Source organism: Gemmatimonadaceae bacterium (assembly GCA_030647905.1).
Classification (GTDB): domain Bacteria; phylum Gemmatimonadota; class Gemmatimonadetes; order Gemmatimonadales; family Gemmatimonadaceae; genus UBA4720.
The window spans coordinates 377,288-394,692 of record JAUSJA010000026.1; the positions used below are offsets into that span (position 1 = coordinate 377,288).

Sequence of the window (17,405 nt, forward strand, 5' to 3'; positions counted from 1 at the left end):
GTTGGCAAGTGCGGCTACCGCGCTTCGCCCAGCGCCGTAGGATCCGCTGATTCATCGAGCGCGAAGAGAGTGCGTTTGTGGAAGATACTGTTCTCGTCGTCTATCAGGCCGAGCTCGATGACGCGGTCCACGACCCAGCCCTCGGACACCTTTAACCTGGGTTGTTGTATGTTCACGGGCAGGTCGAAAACAACGGTGGCGTCAACCGGCTGATGCGTCACTCTCGTCTCGGTGCCAAGCGGCTCGGGGCGTGCGCTTCCCGCGAGAGCCGTTTCCCCGGCGGCAGAGCGCGTGTACTCATGGCCGCGTACATCCACGACACGGACATCAGGGAGGTAGAGCAACATGTCCACCTTCGGATTCCGCGCGCTGTTGTGAAGCCGGAGGGTGAGCACGTAGAACGATCCCGCGGTCTTGACGGGACCTCTGGCGTCAGGCAGTGCGGTGACATTCTCGGTCCGCTCGACCGACATCCCGAGATGGCAATCGAGATAGAAGCCGCAGAACCATTTCGTATCCCCGGGCGCCACGATCTTCTCGGTGCTGGCCGCTGACGCTGCGATCACTCCACCGCAATAGGCAATCGCGAGGATCGCAGCGCCCCCGAGAAAAGCTCTGGTGATATTCGGCTTTTGTCTTCGGGCGGTGATGAAGGCGATCAGAATTGCGCCGCCGAGCGCCATGAACGTGAGAAGAAGCAGAATCGCGTTGCCGCCACCGATGAGAGGACCCATCGCCATGCTCCGGACAAGAGTTGAACCGATCCAGTGACTTCACCGTGATAATAGCGCGGGATTCAGAATTGTGTCAAGTACTTTGTATTACAGAGTAAACCGATGCCAGGCGCGGGACGGGGGTGTATTTTCCTCTGATGCGATACTTTCCCCTGCTTCGTTTCATTGCCGTCTTTCTGCTCGTAACCGGCTGCACTCCGGGCCCGCAGACGATCGCCAGGCCGGCCGCCGAACATTCCCGCGCCGTCACGCCCCTCGCCGACGAACGGCACTTCCGCGTGGTTCGCCAGATCACTTTCGGAGGCGAAAACGCCGAGGCGTACTTCAGCCATGACGGTCAGTGGTTGACGCTGCAGAGCACACGCGAGGGACGCACGTGCGACCAGCAATACGTGATGCGGCCAGACGGCACCGAGGTTCATCGCATTTCGGACGGACGCGGAAAAACGGCGTGCGGCTGGTTCTTCCCCGGTGACAAGCGCCTCTTCTTCGCCTCCACCAGCGCGCACGACTCGGCGTGTCCTCCACGTCCCGATCCATCGAAAGGGTACGTGTGGCCGCTGGACCGGTACGACATCTACACTGTGAACAGGGACGGGAGCGATCTCCGCCGCATCACGCACTACGACGTGTACACGGCGGAAGGCGTGCTGTCTCCCGATGGAAAACGAATCGTGTTCACGTCGCTCAAGGACGGCGATCTTGAGATCTACACGATGAATACGGATGGGAGCGACGTACGTCGCCTCACGCACACCCTTGGTTACGATGGCGGAGCCTGGTGGTCGCCGGACGGAAAGCAGATCGTGTACAGGGCAAACCATCCGACAGATTCGGTCGAGCTCAAAGCGTATCGCGATCTGCTGGATCAGCGGCTGGTGCGCCCGGCCAAGGTGGAATTGTTCGTGATGAACGCCGACGGCTCCAATCAACGGCAGATCACTAAGCTCGGCGGCGCCAACTTCGGTCCTTCGTGGACGCCCGACGGACGACGGATCGTTTTCTCGTCCAACTACAAGAACCCGAGAAGCGGGAATTTCGACATCTACATGGTGGATACCAATGGAAGCAATCTCGAACAGATCACGTTCGACCAGGCTTTCGACGGATTTCCGATGTTCAGTCCGGACGGGAAGCGGCTCGTGTGGGCCTCGAACCGGAACGACGACAAGCCTGGCGAGACGAACCTGTTCATAGCGGACTGGCAGTAGACGAGCCGCCGTTTCACCCCGAAGTCATCGCGGTATGGGCGCTGAGTCACGCGCCCATACCGCGATTTTGTCTCATTACTTCGCCGGCGGTATCTCCTTCAGGCCGCGCTCCTGGATGAGATACTCGACGCTCGGATCGTGTCCTCTGAACGCGCGGTAGAGCGCGGCCGCGTCCTGCGTGCCTCCGCGCGAGAGGATCATGTCGCGGAGGCGCTGGCCGTTGGCGCGCGAGAGCCCGCCGTTCTCGACGAACCACGCATAGGCGTCGTGATCCAGCACCTCGCTCCACAGGTACGCGTAATAGCTCGACGCGTAGCCGCCCGGCCAGATGTGGGAGAAGTACGTCGTGCGATAGCGCGGCGGAATCTCCGGCATCGCTACATCATACCGCTTGAGAGCAGCCGCCTCGAATGCGTCAATGTCCTGCTGCGGCGAGCCCGGCGGCAGCGTGTGCCAGGCGATGTCCAGAAGCGACGCCGCGAGATATTCTGTCGTGCCAAAGCCCTGATTGAACGTGCGTGCCTTTCTGATCTTGTCCACGAGCTCCTGCGGCATCGGCTGCCCGGTGCTGTAATGCTTCGCGTAGCTCGCGAACACGGCTGGATCGAGCGCCCAGTGCTCATTGAACTGCGACGGGAACTCCACGAAGTCGCGCGGGGTGTTGGTGCCCGACACGGACGGGTACTGCGTGTTCGACAGCATGCCGTGCAGCGCGTGTCCGAACTCGTGGAACATTGTCGTCACGTCGCTGAACGACAGCAGCGTCGGCTGTCCCACCGCCGGCTTAGTGAAGTTCGCGACGTTGAAGATGACGGGCTTCGTTCCACCGATGCCGGACTGGTCCACGAAGTTGTCCATCCACGCCCCGCCGCTCTTCTCGTCACGTTTGAAGTAATCGGCATAGAACAGGGCCAGTGGCCTGCCGTCGGCGTCGAACACCTCGAAGATACGAACGTCGGGATGATACACGGGAATGTCCTTGCGCTCCCTGAACGTCAGCCCATAGAGCTTGTTGGCGGCGAAGAACAATCCATCGCGCAGCACATGATCGAGCTCGAGGTACGGTTTGATCTGCGACTCGTCCAGCGCGTACTGCGCCTTTCTCACCTGCTCGGCGTAATACTGCCAGTCCCAGGGCGCGAGCTTGAATCCACCGTTCTGGCGATCGATGAGCGCCTGCATCTGGACGATCTCGGAGCGTGCCCTGGCCATGGCCGCGGGCACGAGATCGGTGAGGAGCTTGGTGGCGTTCGCCGGAGTCTTCGCCGTCTGATTGTCGAGCGCGTACGCTGAAAAGTTCGGGAAGCCGAGCAGCTTCGCTTTGTCGGCGCGCAGCTGCGCGAGACGCTTCACCAGATTACGCGTGTCGTTGGAATCGGAGTGCTCGGCACGGGTGGTCGAAGCGATGAACAGCCGCTCACGAACCGCGCGGTTCGTGAGCGACGCCTGGGCCGGGTGCTGAGTCGTATTCTGGAGTGGAATCACCCATTTGCCGGTGAGACCGCGCTGCTTCGCCGCCGCGGCGGTGGCCGCGATCTCGCCTTCGCTCATTCCATCGAGCTGCGCCACATCGTCTATCACCAAAGCTCCCGCCTTGGTTGCGGCGAGAAGCCGGTTCTGGAACTCCGTCGTGAGCTTTGACTCCTCGAGGTTGAGCGCGCGCAACTGTGATTTATCCGCTTCCGGAAGCTGCGCTCCGGCACGCACGAAGTTGCGGTTGTACAGCTCGACGAGCGCCTTCTGCTCGGGGTTTAGCCCAAGAGCGTCGCGGCGGTCGTAGATGCTCTTCACGCGCTGATAGAGCCGGTCGTTGAGGAAGATCGCGTCGGTATGCGCGGCGAGCTTGGGCGCCTCCCCTTTCTGGATCTTCTGAAAAGTGTTGTTGGTGTTCGCCTGCGTGATTGCGCCGAAGACCTTCGATACACGCGTGAGCAGTGCACCCGAACGCTCCATGGCGACGATAGTATTCTCGAACGTTGGCGGAGCCGTCTGCGCGGCGATCATGCCGATCTCCGCCAGTTGCTGGCTCATTCCCGCCTCGAGCGCGGGCTGATAATCCGTGTCGTGGATCCTGCTGAAGTCGGGCGCCTGGTACGGAAGAGCGCTGGGCGTGGCGAAGGGGTTGGAGGCCGGCAGCGTCGTTGCCGCGGCGACCGGCAATGTTGCGGGTGCCTGCTGAGTAGCTGGCGCGCACGCGGCGAGCCCCGTCATGACGACGGCAGTCAGGCAAAAGGCACGGGAGCTGAACATGCAGTTTTTCCTCAGGGTGATTGCAGACTTCCAGATAGTGAACGCCACGCCCCGCGAAGAGGGACGCCCGATCAGCCGCTGGAACCCGGCCGTGGCACGAGAAGCTTCTCCCGTCCGGTGAGGTAAAGGATGATCATCATCAGCACGAACGGGATCAGCGAGAGCAGATCCGACGACGGCCCAGTGCGGAACGGATTGGCTTCGCCGAAGGCATCAATGCGCTGGTTGAAACCCGCCATTGACGGCACTCCCGCGAGGAACGCGATGAAAATGCCCGCGATGGCGCCGCCGGCGATGTACCCCGACGCCATCAGCACACCGGGACTCTTGTCGCCCTCGGCGATCAACTGATCCCCGGTCAGGTTGCTGCCGGCGTGCTTGCGGGCAATCCACTTGTCCACGGCCCAGCGTATCAGCCCGCCAAACAAAATCGGTGCTGACGACGAGAGCGGCAGATAGACGCCAACCGCGAACGCGAGTGATGGAATGCCCGACATCTCGAGCACTATCGCGATCATCGTTCCGAGCAGCACCAGCGCCCACGGAAGCTTCCCGCCGAGTATGCCCTTGATGATGTAGGACATGAGCGTCGCTTTCGGCGCGTCGAACTTGGGAACTTGCTGTCCGTTGGGAAGCGTACGGATCGTTCCGTTGATGCCGCGGTCCACGAAGTAAACCGGCGTCCCGTTGTCGTCCACGAGGTATTTCTCGGCATTGCCGCCCGACGGATCCTGGCGGTGCCACACGAGATAGTGCCTGCTGTCCGCGGTACCACTGGCCAGGACGCCTTCGATTCCCTCGCGCCTGCTGAGCCCGGAGACGTCGGCTTTTTCGCCCGGCTTTACGGTGCCCGCAGAGATGCCGTTGATTGTCGTGCCGACGGGAACGTATACCGAACCAGCCGCGTTCAGTTTGAGGAGGATCGGACCGAGCGCGAGCGCGGAGACGAGAGCGCCGACGAGAATCGCGATTTGTTGCGAGCTCGGAGTCGCACCGATGAGGTATCCCGTCTTCAGATCCTGCGAAGTCGTCCCGCCGTTGGATGCGGCGATGCAGACGATGGCGCCGATCGAAAGCGCCGTAACGAAGTAGTTGCTACCCGTCCAGCCAAGTATGACGAAGGTGAGGCAAGTGAGGAGCAGTGTCGCGACCGTCATCCCCGAGATCGGATTCGACGACGAACCGATCTCACCCGTGAGACGGGAGGAGACGGTGACGAAGAGAAATCCGAAGATGATGATCAGGAAGGCAGCAGCGATCCGTGTGACAATGGACGTGCCGCCGATGTAGAGCGGGCTGGCGAACGCGATTGCGACGACGAGCGCGACGATGCCGATGAGAACGGCGCGCATGGGGAGATCGCGATCCGTGCGCACCGTGGCGGGAGCACCCGCGGCCTTGGAGGCGTTGAAATCGGCGACGCCACCTCTGATGCCGTGCCAGATGATGGGCAGAGAGCGGAACACGCTGATGATTCCGCCGGCGGCCACTGCGCCTGCGCCGATGTAGAGGACGTAGGCGTTGCGGATAGCGCCCGGGTTCATGTCCTTGATCAGTGTCGTCGTCTCCGGCGCCAGCGGCACCGTCAGGCCCTGGCCGAAGAAGCTGATCATCGGAATGAGCACCAGGTACGCGAGGACGCCTCCGGCGCACATGATTGCCGCGATACGCGGTCCGATGATGTAGCCCACACCCAGGAGCTCAGGAGATATCTCGGCGGAGAGGGACGCGGCCCTGAACGGAGCGCCGAATATCTTTTCCGGCACTTCCTTCCATCCGCGGAAGGCCACCATGAAGGTCTTGTAGGCCAGCGCCAGTCCGAAGCCGGTGAAGATCGTCTTGGCGCTGGTGCTGCTGCCGAGCTTTTCCTGATCTTTTCTCGCGGCTTCCGACGCTGCGGCGCGAGACTCCGCCGAAGCGCCGGCCTTGAGGACTTCGGCGCAAGCAGTGCCTTCGGGATATTTGAGAACTCCATGCTGCGCAACAATGAGCGCGCGGCGCAGCGGAATCATCATCAGGATTCCGAGGAGTCCGCCGAGGATCGCGACGAGCATCACGCGCGTGATCTCGAGGTCGAATCCGAGTATGAGGATGGCGGGCATCGTGACGCCGACGCCGAACGCGATGGATTCTCCGGCCGAACCGGCGGTCTGCACGATGTTGTGCTCGAGGATCGTCGCGTCGCGCGCGCCCATCTTGGAGAACAGGCGGAAGAGCGTTATCGAGATGACCGCGACGGGAATCGAGGCGCTGACCGTGAGGCCGACCTTGAGGACCAGGTAGAGCGACGACGCGCCGAAGATGAGACCGAGTATGGCGCCGACGATTACCGGGAGCGGCGTCAGCTCGCGCAGGGCCGTTGTGGCGGCGATGTACGGCGTGAACTGGGGCGGACCTTCGGGCTTGAAGTCTATTCTATCCGGATATTCCTGAGGGGGGACACCCATTCGATCACACCTCGTGGCTTGTGAGCGGTTCTATTGCGGGGCGCGCCACGGTGACGCGCGTGCATCGGGTCAGAATTGCAGAAAGCTTACCGCTGGGCGGGAGTAATGTACGGGATGGGAGGTAGTGGGGCGAAATCAGGGAATACCGCGGTGCACTGACCTCAGCGATCCCAGACTTTGTCCACCTCGCGATCGTAGCGTGACATCTTCGTTCCGCCTGGTCCGTAAAGCTCGCGTTTCAGGCGAAGGACTACCCAGACCGCAGCGGCGGTACCGGCGGTGACCGCGATGGCCTTCTCGAGTTTCTGCCGGCGGGATGGCTCGAGCTTCTGCCCGAGAGCTGATAGAGGATTTGGCAGTCGCATATTCGGAAATCTAGTCCGCCACGGGACGGCGAGCCAAGGTCATCCGCGTCGTCTGAACTCCAGCGGGAGAGGAGTCCAGCGCTCGCGTCCCCTGAAGTATTTCCACGGCTTGTAGCCGTTCTTTCGGACGAACTCGCGATATCGCCGGTGTCTCACGCGGAAGAGCTTGTCGGAGGAAATGATGGGGCGATGGGGCCAGTCGCGCAGAAGCTGCTCGACTTTCCAGAGATTCCTGTCGGACAGTCGCCAGTCGTACGGGTCGAGCACGCGGAGATCGAGGACCGCGTAGCCCTTGATGCGGCCCGAGTGGTCCACGTAGCCCTCGGCGTAACTGAGTGCGAGAGCGCGTGGCGTCGCGAAGACCGGCTTGCGTCCGTGCAGTCCGGGATCGCGTGAGCGGGCTACGGATCCCCAGCCTTGTCGAGTGCGATAGACGAAGATGACGTGATCGAGCAGATCAATGGATTCGAAGCCGAGTATGAGTGGAGGATACCTGTGCTGCTCGAGGGTGGTGGCGGCGAAGAGCGCGGCTTCGAGGCAGTGAACGGTGCGGGTGCGAACGACGCCGCGAAATCCGCGCATGGTGTCGCCAGCGGGCTCCGTGTTGTATGGAAGGTCGTTCAGCCAGCGCTGCACCACGGCCGGTGTGCGCAGGCGATGAATGAGCCGTTGCTCCGCCGCAGTGAATGGGAGCTGCGGCGGGTCGATCGTGGGTGTGTCGGGAAGTCGCTTGCTCGTGGTCAGGGTAGGCTGTGTCGTCTGAGGCCGCCCGAATATGGGTTCGAGTAACGGCCGAGGCCACCTTGGCGTTTTATCTTTGGAGTCGGCTCAGGCCGTCACTCATACCACATAGAGGCAACAGGCAGTGGCACCACAGTTCATCTATGTAATGAAGGATCTGCGCAAGGTTGTCCCGCCGTCGCGGGAGATTCTGCGTGGTATCTGGCTCTCTTTTTATCCCGGCGCGAAAATCGGCGTACTCGGCGGCAATGGCGCGGGAAAGTCGACATTACTGCGCATCATGGCCGGAGTCGATCACGATTTTCAGGGTGAGGCGTGGGCGCACGAGGGGACGCGGGTCGGGTACTTGTCGCAGGTTCCGGAGCTCGATCCTTCCAAGAATGTTCAGGAAAACGTCGAGGAAGCGGTAAAGGCGCAGCGGGATCTACTCAAGCAGTTCGAGGAGATCTCGATGAAGTTCGCCGAGCCGATGTCGGATGGTGAGATGGAGAAGCTGCTGGATCGCCAAGGGCGAGTTCAGGAGAAGATCGACGCGGCGAATCTTTGGGAGCTCGATAGGAAGATCGAGATCGCGATGGATGCGCTGCGACTGCCGCCGGCGGAGGCGGAAGTGACGAATCTCTCCGGTGGCGAGATGCGTCGTGTCGCGTTGTGTCGCACGCTGTTGGCAGAGCCGGAAATGCTGCTTTTGGATGAGCCTACCAACCACCTCGACGCTGAGTCGGTGGCGTGGCTCGAGAGGTATCTGGCCGAGTTTCCGGGAACCGTCGTGGCTGTCACACACGACCGGTACTTTCTGGACAACGTGGCGAAGTGGATTCTCGAGCTCGACCGCGGGTACGGGATTCCGTGGGAGGGGAACTACACGTCGTGGCTCGAGCAGAAGAAGAATCGGCTGGCTACCGAGGAGAAGCAGGCTTCGGCTCGGCAGCGCACTCTCGAGCACGAGCTGGAGTGGGTGAGAATGTCACCGCGTGCGCGGCAGTCGAAGAGCAAGGCAAGGCTTCAGAAGTATGAAGAGCTGGTGAGTGAGAAACAGGAAGAGCGGATCGCGCAGAACGAGATCGTGATTCCGCCTGCTCCGCGGCTCGGAAATGACGTGGTGATTGCTGACGGTTTGGCGAAAGCGTACGGCGACAAGGTGCTGTTCGATTCGCTGTCGTTTTCGCTGCCGCGCGGTGGTATCGTCGGAGTGATCGGGCCGAATGGTGCGGGAAAGACGACGCTGTTCAGGATGATCGTCGGCGAGGAGAAGCCGGATGCAGGGTCACTGAAGATCGGTGAGACCGTGCATCTCGCGTATGTGGATCAGGGGCGTGAGCTAGATGGATCGAAGACCGTGTACGACGAAGTGAGCGGCGGGCAGGACATGATCCAGGTGGGGAAGCGCGAGATCAATACGCGCGGGTATCTGTCGAGCTTAGGCTTCAAGGGGGCGGATCAGCAGAAGAAGGTCGCGAATCTCTCGGGTGGTGAGAGGAATCGTCTGCATCTCGCGAAGCTGCTGAAGAGCGGGGGCAATCTATTGCTGCTCGATGAGCCTACGAACGATCTAGATGTAGATACTTTGCGAGCTTTGGAAGACGCCCTGTTGGACTTTTCAGGATGTGCGGTGGTAATAACGCACGATCGGTGGTTCCTGGATCGTATTGCTACGCATATCCTGGCGTTTGAAGGGGATTCGGAGGTTGTCTGGTTCGAAGGGAATTACCAGGCGTATATCGAGGACCTGAAGAAGCGGAAGGGGGCGGATGCGGACCAGCCGCACCGGATCAAGTACAGGGCGCTGGTGCGGGGGTAGGTTGTCTGATTGCTCGGCGAGTTTCTAGAGGTCAACGGGATTAGACAGCGAAGCGTCGCTGTTTAAATCCTCGAGCGTTGATTAGTACCCAGCGTATGTCGTTTTCTGACAAGCGAGTTGGCGATGAACCCGGAGGGCGAGTGCAGATGAGACAGCGAGGGTTCGTCGTGTTTTCTGCAGTTTGCTGTCTAATCTGGCTGTCCAATTGGCGTTAAGCCTCTCTATCAAAGGCTTAAAATAGGTCTCCCCCGCGTACGCGGGGATGCACCCCTCGACAGAAGTCTCGCCCGTTCGACAAGCCGAAGAAGGGGAGAATCGTCGTGAAGGTGATTGAGGTGTTCAGAGTCTAGAACATTTTTGATTTAATCGTACGTTGTGTGTATACTCCCTGTACTCATATTGCAGGGGGGGGCGTGTATGGCGGCGTATTCGCAAGATTTGCGTGATCGGGTGCTCCGAGCGTTGGATCGCGGGGACGGGGTGACGGCCACGGCGCGGCGCTTTGAAGTCAGCGTGCGGTGGGTGGATGAGGTGAAACGCCGGCATCGGGTGCACGGCGAACGCGAGAGTCGGCCGGTCGGCGGGTATCGGCGGTCCCGAGTGGCGGGCTTGGAGCCGCAGCTTCGGGCGTGGATCAAGGCGGAGGCGGATCTGACGTTGGCGCAACTCTGCGAGCGGCTGGCGGACCAGGGCGTGACGATTCAGCCGTCCGCGCTGTGGCATCAGCTCGATCACTGGAAGCTCACCTATAAAAAAAACTCTACACGCCAGCGAGCAAGAGCGCGACGACGTGCAGGCGGCGCGGCGCGCCTGGATTGAGACGCAGCCCGCGCTGGACATCGCGACGCTGGTCTTCTTGGATGAGACCGGCACCAGCACGAACATGACGCGCGCCCGGGGGCGGGCTCCCCAAGGCGAACGCTGTATCGCCGCCGTCCCGCACGGACACTGGAAGGCTACGACGTTCATTGCCGGCCTGCGCTACAACGACATCACCGCGCCGATGGTGCTGGACGGGCCAATGGATGGGCCGGCCTTTCTGGCCTATGTGCAGCAATGCTTGGGGCCGACACTGAAGCCGGGCGACCTCGTCATCGCCGACAATCTGTCCTGCCACAAGGTGGCCGGGGTTCAGGAGGCCATCGAGGCACGGGGCGCCACGCTGCGCTACTTGCCGCCCTACTTGCCGCCCTACTCCCCGGATTTGAATCCCATCGAGCAAGTGTTCGCCAAACTCAAAGCCCTGCTGCGCAAGGCGGCCAAGCGCACGGTCGATTCACTCTGGGAGGAAATCGGACGACTCCTCAGCGCCTTCACGCCCGCTGAATGTCAGAACTACTTCGCCTCCTCAGGATACAACGCATGAGTAACTCAAAAGTGCTCTAGACAGCTCATCGATCGTTGCTTCGAGACCGGCGAGGTGCAGGAGATCGAACACGCGATCGGAGACGGGATATGGATGCGCACGCGCATCGCTGCGCTGAGCCCGGGCCGCAAGATTCGTCAGATCATGATTGTCTCCACCGACGTTACCGCACGCAGGAACGCGGAGGCAGCAAGGGTCTATCTCGAGGCGCAACTGCAGCAGGCCCAGAAGATGGAGTCCGTGGGCCGCCTGGCGGGCGGCGTGGCCCATGACTACAACAACATGCAGGCGGTGATCCTCGGCTACGCCGAGCTGGCCCTGTTGCGCGCGGACGCGCCGCCGCCGCTCCGCCAGGACTTGACGGAGATTCACAAGGCGGCCACGCGATCCGCCCAGATCACGCAGCAGCTCCTCACCTTCGCGCGCAAGCAAGTCATTCAGCCGCAGGTGCTTGACATCAACGCCACCGCGGCGCACTCGCTCACGATGCTGCGGCGGCTGATCGGCGCGCAGGTGCAGTTCATCTGGACACCGGCCGGCGACCTGTGGCCGGTCATCATGGACGCCGGCCAGGTGGATCAGATCCTGACCAACCTCTGCCTCAACGCGCGCGATGCCATCGGGGGCGCGGGAACGCTGGTCATCGCCACCGCGAACCGCGTGGTGGATGCGACGCAGTGCGCGGTGCTGCGCGAGACGGCCCCCGAAGCGGTGCCGGGGGATTTCGTCCAGCTCACCGTCACCGACAGCGGCGGCGGCATGAGCCGTGACATGATGGCGCAAGTCTTTGAGCCGTTCTACACGACCAAGGGCGTCGGCGAAGGCACCGGCCTTGGGCTGGCTTCGGTGTACGGTGCCGTCAAGCAGAGTGGTGGTTTCATTGCGGTGGCGAGTGTGCTGGGTGAAGGCACGACGTTCAGCGTCTATCTCCCCCGGTGCACGGCGGCCTTGGCGGTGTCACGGGCGCCGGACCCGGCCGCACCCCATTTGCGGGGCCAGGAGACCATTCTGGTGGTGGAGGACGAACCTGCGGTGCGTCGCATGACCGTCCAGGCGCTCGAGCTGCAGGGCTACACCGTGCTCGCGGCCGACCACCCGCGCGACGCGATTCTCCTGGCGCAGGAGCATGGCGACGCCATTGCGCTATTGCTGACCGACGTGCAGATGCCCGAGATGAGTGGCTACGATCTGGTCGTGGCGCTGCGGTCGTCCCACCCGTACCTCAAGCATCTCTTCATGTCCGGGTACCCCTCCGGGCACCCGGTGCACGGCCGCGCGGGAGAGGGCCAGCCAGAGGACGCGGACCGCTTCATCGCGAAACCGTTCAGCCTGGCGACACTGACCGCCAAGGTGCGCGAGGCGCTGGACGGGGCGTAGGGCGCGGGTGGGCACTGAGGAGGAGGTGCGCCTGGCGGTCGCGTGGAATCGTTGGGCGGTCGCGCCATGGCGAAGACCTTTCGTCGCGCTCGACATTGCCTGCCTTGATACGGAGATCAGGCAGGGGCACACGCATGGCGCGGTGCGGTGTGATCATCCTCCCGACTTTTCCGCTGTTTTCAACACTATACGCCGAATGGTCGCGACTGTAATCAACCCATCTCTATTGTGCCGATGAGATACCTGAGAATAGGGGAGATCGGCCATCGCCCGTGCCCAGTTGCCGTAACTCCTCGTGTGGCGTGCCTGCGTGTTCCACCGCAGGAGGCGGCGTCCCGGCGACACGCGCATTCGCGCGCCGTCGCCGGGACGCCGCCTCGGGGCTGGCCGCCCGAGTCTTGCCCGTCAGTTCTTGCAACCCGAGGCAGAGAAGTCGGCGTCGATGCTACCCCAACTGTTCGACCCGATCAGCGACGAAGCCTTCACTTGTAGCGTATATTCGCCGCTGGTCTTGGCGACCAAGCAGAGCGCGGGGTCGTATTTTTCGCTGCGCTTGAGAACCGTTCCAGCACTGTCCAGAATCGAGATTTGAATGTTGCCCATCCGCGGGCATCCGTTTGCCGCGAACCAGTAGGCCTTGCCGGCCTCGAGAGTAATCTTCTTGGTTTGCTTTTCATTCAGGTGAAAATCGCCGGCGATCCTGACGAGGGACTCAGCCCCGGCTGGATGCGGGTCGCGGGGAACGGCCGAGGTGCGGCAACTCTGCGCTCGTGCCAGTGAAGGCGACAGGTAGAGGAGCAATGCAACGGCAACGGTCGTGATCCTCATTGTGGTCCTCGTAGTGGTTGTGTGAAACCTCTGAATGATGCCGAAGCGCCGCGTTGTATTGACGTTCTTCATGGTCCGTACGTCCCTAATCCTGCGTGAGTTGTGTTCATTGGGCGCTGAGCTATTCAGCACGAGCGAGGCGAAGACGACGCAATGAACGACGAATGCCGACCGGAATGAAAATCACCCCAGGGTTGAAGTTCGTTCCGGACTCGATTCTCCGCCATTCCTGATTTCCTTCTCCTCGACCGCGTCGAGCTCGCAAGCACCGACCAACCGAAACTCACGCAAAGTCAAGGTTCAATCACGGTTATGCAAGTATGGCACGACGCTGCACGCCGGGCAACCAGCCCGCGCGGGGTGTCGTCGCTTCATGCCAACTATCCCGCTACACGTCATCGACGCCTCTGGCCGTCAGTAGGAGAACATCATGAATGACTGGTGGACCGAACAGCACATGCTGGAGGTGGCGCGTGCGCACCTCTCGCCTGAGGATACCACAGAGGGTCTTTTCACCTGCGCCTCGTTCGGAGCGAGTTTCTACCTTGCCGCTGCGACGCTTGGCTTGGCCAGTCTCTTCTTCGTGAAGCGCTACATCATGGTGCTCACCCCGATTGCCGTTCACTTCGTTGAGCACAAGGCTCAGCTTCGGGCAACGGAAGTTGTCGGAGTTCTCCATTTCCCGTACGACCAGCTCTCCGTACGATTCAGGCGAGGACTCCTGAACAACTTCATCACCTTCCACGCAGCAGGCGGCGGGACCACGGAGATGCAGTTCCCGAAGCGGCGCTACGCCCCCAGTTCCGCCCTTACGAGCTGGGATTCGGTGTGTGAGATTCTACGGACGAGGTGCACCGTCCTTCAGTAGTCCTACCACCGGTCTGCTTTCTGGCCGAAAGGTCCAACACCACGCTCGACCTGACCGGGCGGTGGTATCGTGGGCCGGCGGGTAAGCACAAACGTTCGGTTGGGCAGAGACCTGATGGATTGTCGCGAGGAGGCACGTGCCGATGATCAACGCGGGCAGCACAGACAAGGACGACAGTAGGATCAACCAGTTGGCCGCCGACATCAGGAGTATCTACGCGGCCACCGCCCAAGAGTGGGTCCTCTGGTGGATTGTTGCGCTTGCCCTAGCCGTTGCCGCTCTGGTTTGGGTTGGCACGGAGGTCTATCGCTCCGGCCTCGCGACGGTACTGCTGTTTGGCGCACTCACCGTCATTGCCGGGCTGGCGGTTCTTGTGTTGGGAGATCTGATCCGCGACAACATTAGAGCGCGAGACACGACTCGGAAACTGCAGGCGTTGGCCTCGCGAACGGACTTCACTCGTCGCGAGATGTATGACGCCGCCTGCGGACAGCCCGAGATCTCTCGGATGAGTTGGTTCCTGCGACTCATCGATCCTGCGAGGTGCGCGTTCGATGAGGTGTTCGTTGAGGCGTTCGGCAACGCGTACGCTGCATTACAGGACCCGCAAACGCCTCTCGGCATCTGCTTCGCGAGATGGAGCAGATGTTCCAATGAGGGCGAGAAACTGGCCGATCAAGACAAGACCGACGAAGATGCTTGGAGGCTCGTGGGTGTCGCGCACTTCTGGCGAGCGCTGATTTTCGCGACATGTGCCGAGCAAAGGAGGAGTTACAGGCAGACCATGGCGATCGGCAGCGGCTCCATCCGCTCGTCGTGGCAGACGTTTGCGGGCTGGTCCGTCGAAGCCACCGAGAGGGGCGCCCCGTATTTCTGCCCTGTCCCGGAGGAGAGGCTCCAGGAGCTGCGCACGCGCATGGAGCGACTCCAGGTTCTCTCAGAACAGGCGGCGGCGACAGACCCACGGCACCAGCTGGCTGTCGTTCCCGAGGGCGGCCACTGGCTGGGGATACTTCCCGGAGTCACCGCCAAAGACATCACCTCCTATGCGGAGGACTTGGGGGTGCTGTCAACCATGATGGGGTATCAGCCACGGCCCTGCCGAGGGCCGACGAAATAGGGCCTACGCAACAGCAATTGACTCGATGTTTCTTGCCGCGCGGTCGGATGGTGTAGTTCCACGCGCCCTGAGGGTGCTGAATGTTGCCCGGCGCCCCCCGGCTTACCAGCCGGAGCCGCGCGGTGTGCCCGCTCGTCCGGAATCGAGTCCCCGCGCGGCAACGACAACCCGTCGCGGGGCCGACCGGCCGACCCGCGACGCGGGCAGGCGGGCGACAGACGGGCGACAGACCCCACGTGGACTGCACACGGGCTGCACACGGGACTGCACACGGGCTGGTGGCGCGGCGTGAAGTGTCGCGCCATACTTGCACAACCGCGAATGAACCACACCGCCCCAAGGGGCGGGGTATCACTGCCCGAACCCTCGTTGATACTGTCGCCGCAAGCGGCGGGGAATGGACCCGACAGGTGATTCAAATTCCTTCTGTGGAGGTTCCATGCGAAAGGTTGCCGTCGCCGTCGCCCAGGGACTGATCTGCGTCGTCGGTGGCATCGCAGCGCTCGCTGCAACGGCCATCGGGCAGACTGCGACTCCAAAGCCGCTATCCGTGTTGTCGTGCGGGGCGGGGCAGCGGATCGTGATCGCGGCGTCCCCAGTGAAGAGCCCCAACGCGGCCGGTGTCTACAAGCACAGCGGGTCGAGCGGTGTCTCCGGCCCGGGCCTCGTCGGCATTATCATCCGCCTCGTTGACCCCCCGCGATTCGACGATGTCACGCCCGAATTCAAGACGGCCATCGGGGCGGTGCTCGACCCGGTCGATTTGCGGCAGTTGCTGCTGGCGCGGGCAGAGCAGGTCATCAAACCTCGGACCTCCTGCGAAACGGTCTTCCTGCCGGTGACATGGGAAGGGGAAGAGCCTGCGGCGTTCCGCCCGTCGGATCGGGTGGTCGCCATCTCCTTGTCTTTCTTATTCATCGGTGAACGGCCTGCCATCACGGCGCTCCTGGCAGTGTCAGTCACGACCGGTGAGAATATCGCCGAGACCGATAAGCGCGCCCCAGAGATCAGGAAGATCGTGGAGGAGATAAATCAGCTGAAGCCGTACTTCCCGGTCTACAACAAGCAACCCGATGTCGCCAAGCTCACGCAACTTGCGGCTCTTACACAGAAGATTGTGGCGATCGTGATGCCCTACGTCGACCAGTCCGGGACCGTGAACTACAAGTCGCGCGGTCACTCGACCAAAGAGTGGCTCGCAAACCGCGGGGCGCTCACGACGCAAGAGATCGCCGCCGCAATGGATCGGCTGATGGACGACCTCGCCGGAATCTTGTTCAAGTAGAGCAGCGTGCGAGAGGATAGGGGTCGGGTCACATTTCGGGGGCCTTCGCGGGTTCTCACCAAGAATGTGACCCGACCCCACAGGGATGGATTCCGGCGTACGCCGGAATGACGAGATGGAGAAGATCCATCCGAATTCGGCGTGTGAGGATGAGCGTCGCTACGGGCTCACACCTGACTTCGCCGCGCGCCGGCGCACGACCCACCAGATCAACGCGATCGTGCCCATCTGGATACTGAGAAACTGGGCGGTGGTCAGAAGCCACAGGTGGCCGGGGTCGCCTCGGAGAGTCTCGAGAGCGGATCGGACGACGGCGTAGACCACAAGAAAGCAGAAGAACACCTCGCCCGAGGTCTTTCGGAATCGCCGAACGTTGATGACCAGGAGGAAGATCAGGAATTTGGCGAACGCCTCATAGAGCTGAGCCGGCTTCACTACGCCAGGGGGAGCCTGCGCCCTCGCGGCCGAAGCCAGGGCGCAGCACGACAGAGCAGTCAACAGTAGGCCCGCACACGGACGTTGCGTCAGAATGGCCTGCGACGCAACACCATGGCGCGTGACACTCCTGGCGCACGGCGCCGACCGACCGCGAACGCCGCGCCCCTCCCCGCGCCCTGAGGGTGCTGAATGTTGCCCCGCACCCCCCGGCGCACCAGCCGGGGCCGCGCGGCGTGCCCGCTCGTCCGGAATCGAGTCCCCGCGCGGCAACGACGACCCGTCGCGGGGCCGACCGGCCGACCCGCGACGCGGGCAGGCGGGCGACAGACGGGCGACAGACCCCACGTGGACTGCACACGGACTACACACGGGCTGACTGCAGACGGGCTGGTGGCGCGGCGTGAAGTGTCGCGCCATACTTGCACAACCGCGATTCAAATTCCTATCCTGTAAGAAGTACAGTGGGAACCTCGGCAAGAAGGGCGGCATCGAGCTGGTCACGGTGGCCGCGGCCAAGTAGCCGCACGACCAACTTGCTCCGGCGGTTGACGCGGAGGGTGGCGCGGTATCGCTG

General features: G+C 62.2%; 14 protein-coding genes. 7 read left to right on the top strand and 7 right to left on the bottom strand.

What is annotated here, in order from left to right:
• Positions 1–14: 14 nt before the first annotated feature.
• Complete coding sequence (locus Q7S20_07995; GenBank protein MDO8501770.1) at positions 15–734, bottom strand: hypothetical protein; 720 nt, start codon at positions 732–734, stop codon at positions 15–17.
• A gap of 137 nt (positions 735–871) precedes the next feature.
• On the opposite strand from Q7S20_07995, the gene Q7S20_08000 reads away from it, so the two are divergent.
• Positions 872–1,945 (top strand): hypothetical protein, encoded by a 1,074-nt coding sequence (locus tag Q7S20_08000; protein ID MDO8501771.1) that lies wholly within the window; start codon positions 872–874, stop codon positions 1,943–1,945.
• 75 nt (positions 1,946–2,020) lie between these two features.
• On the opposite strand, the gene dcp is transcribed toward Q7S20_08000, so the two are convergent.
• The 4 genes from dcp to Q7S20_08020 all read right to left on the bottom strand — a co-directional run bounded on the left by dcp (position 2,021) and on the right by Q7S20_08020 (position 7,643).
• A complete protein-coding gene (dcp, locus tag Q7S20_08005; protein MDO8501772.1) occupies positions 2,021–4,195 on the bottom strand; it encodes a peptidyl-dipeptidase Dcp in 2,175 nt (724 codons plus the stop codon).
• Between the two features lie 71 nt (positions 4,196–4,266).
• Positions 4,267–6,642, bottom strand: coding sequence for an oligopeptide transporter, OPT family (locus Q7S20_08010; protein MDO8501773.1), 2,376 nt, complete (start codon positions 6,640–6,642; stop codon positions 4,267–4,269).
• 161 nt (positions 6,643–6,803) lie between these two features.
• Positions 6,804–7,007 (bottom strand): hypothetical protein, encoded by a 204-nt coding sequence (locus Q7S20_08015; GenBank protein MDO8501774.1) that lies wholly within the window; start codon positions 7,005–7,007, stop codon positions 6,804–6,806.
• Positions 7,008–7,046: 39 nt separating this feature from the next.
• The gene (locus tag Q7S20_08020) at positions 7,047–7,643 is read right to left on the bottom strand and encodes a hypothetical protein (GenBank protein ID MDO8501775.1); all 597 of its coding nucleotides are present in this window, start codon (positions 7,641–7,643) and stop codon (positions 7,047–7,049) included.
• Positions 7,644–7,872: 229 nt separating this feature from the next.
• Here Q7S20_08020 and ettA point away from each other — a divergent pair, with 229 nt between their 5' ends.
• The 3 genes from ettA to Q7S20_08035 all read left to right on the top strand — a co-directional run bounded on the left by ettA (position 7,873) and on the right by Q7S20_08035 (position 12,292).
• Positions 7,873–9,549, top strand: coding sequence for an energy-dependent translational throttle protein EttA (ettA, locus tag Q7S20_08025; GenBank protein MDO8501776.1), 1,677 nt, complete (start codon positions 7,873–7,875; stop codon positions 9,547–9,549).
• A 417-nt stretch (positions 9,550–9,966) separates the two neighbouring features.
• Positions 9,967–10,915, top strand: a protein-coding gene (locus Q7S20_08030; protein ID MDO8501777.1) for an IS630 family transposase whose coding sequence is annotated in 2 segments (ribosomal slippage) — positions 9,967–10,296 and positions 10,298–10,915 — 948 coding nt in all. Because the reading frame shifts where the segments join, the coding sequence is not laid out codon by codon here.
• A gap of 93 nt (positions 10,916–11,008) precedes the next feature.
• Positions 11,009–12,292, top strand: coding sequence for a response regulator (locus Q7S20_08035; GenBank protein MDO8501778.1), 1,284 nt, complete (start codon positions 11,009–11,011; stop codon positions 12,290–12,292).
• A gap of 405 nt (positions 12,293–12,697) precedes the next feature.
• On the opposite strand, the gene Q7S20_08040 is transcribed toward Q7S20_08035, so the two are convergent.
• Entirely contained in the window at positions 12,698–13,120 is a 423-nt protein-coding gene (locus tag Q7S20_08040) for a hypothetical protein (protein ID MDO8501779.1), read from the bottom strand.
• Positions 13,121–13,550: 430 nt separating this feature from the next.
• On the opposite strand from Q7S20_08040, the gene Q7S20_08045 reads away from it, so the two are divergent.
• The 3 genes from Q7S20_08045 (at position 13,551) to Q7S20_08055 (ending at position 16,393) form a co-directional block, all read left to right on the top strand.
• Entirely contained in the window at positions 13,551–13,988 is a 438-nt protein-coding gene (locus tag Q7S20_08045) for a hypothetical protein (GenBank protein ID MDO8501780.1), read from the top strand.
• Positions 13,989–14,124: 136 nt separating this feature from the next.
• Positions 14,125–15,108, top strand: a complete 984-nt coding sequence (locus Q7S20_08050; GenBank protein MDO8501781.1) for a hypothetical protein — start codon at positions 14,125–14,127, stop codon at positions 15,106–15,108.
• Between the two features lie 439 nt (positions 15,109–15,547).
• The gene (locus tag Q7S20_08055) at positions 15,548–16,393 is read left to right on the top strand and encodes a hypothetical protein (protein MDO8501782.1); all 846 of its coding nucleotides are present in this window, start codon (positions 15,548–15,550) and stop codon (positions 16,391–16,393) included.
• 159 nt (positions 16,394–16,552) lie between these two features.
• Here Q7S20_08055 and Q7S20_08060 read toward each other — a convergent pair whose 3' ends face one another.
• Positions 16,553–17,248, bottom strand: coding sequence for a prolipoprotein diacylglyceryl transferase (locus tag Q7S20_08060; GenBank protein MDO8501783.1), 696 nt, complete (start codon positions 17,246–17,248; stop codon positions 16,553–16,555).
• Between the last annotated feature and the right edge of the window lie 157 nt (positions 17,249–17,405).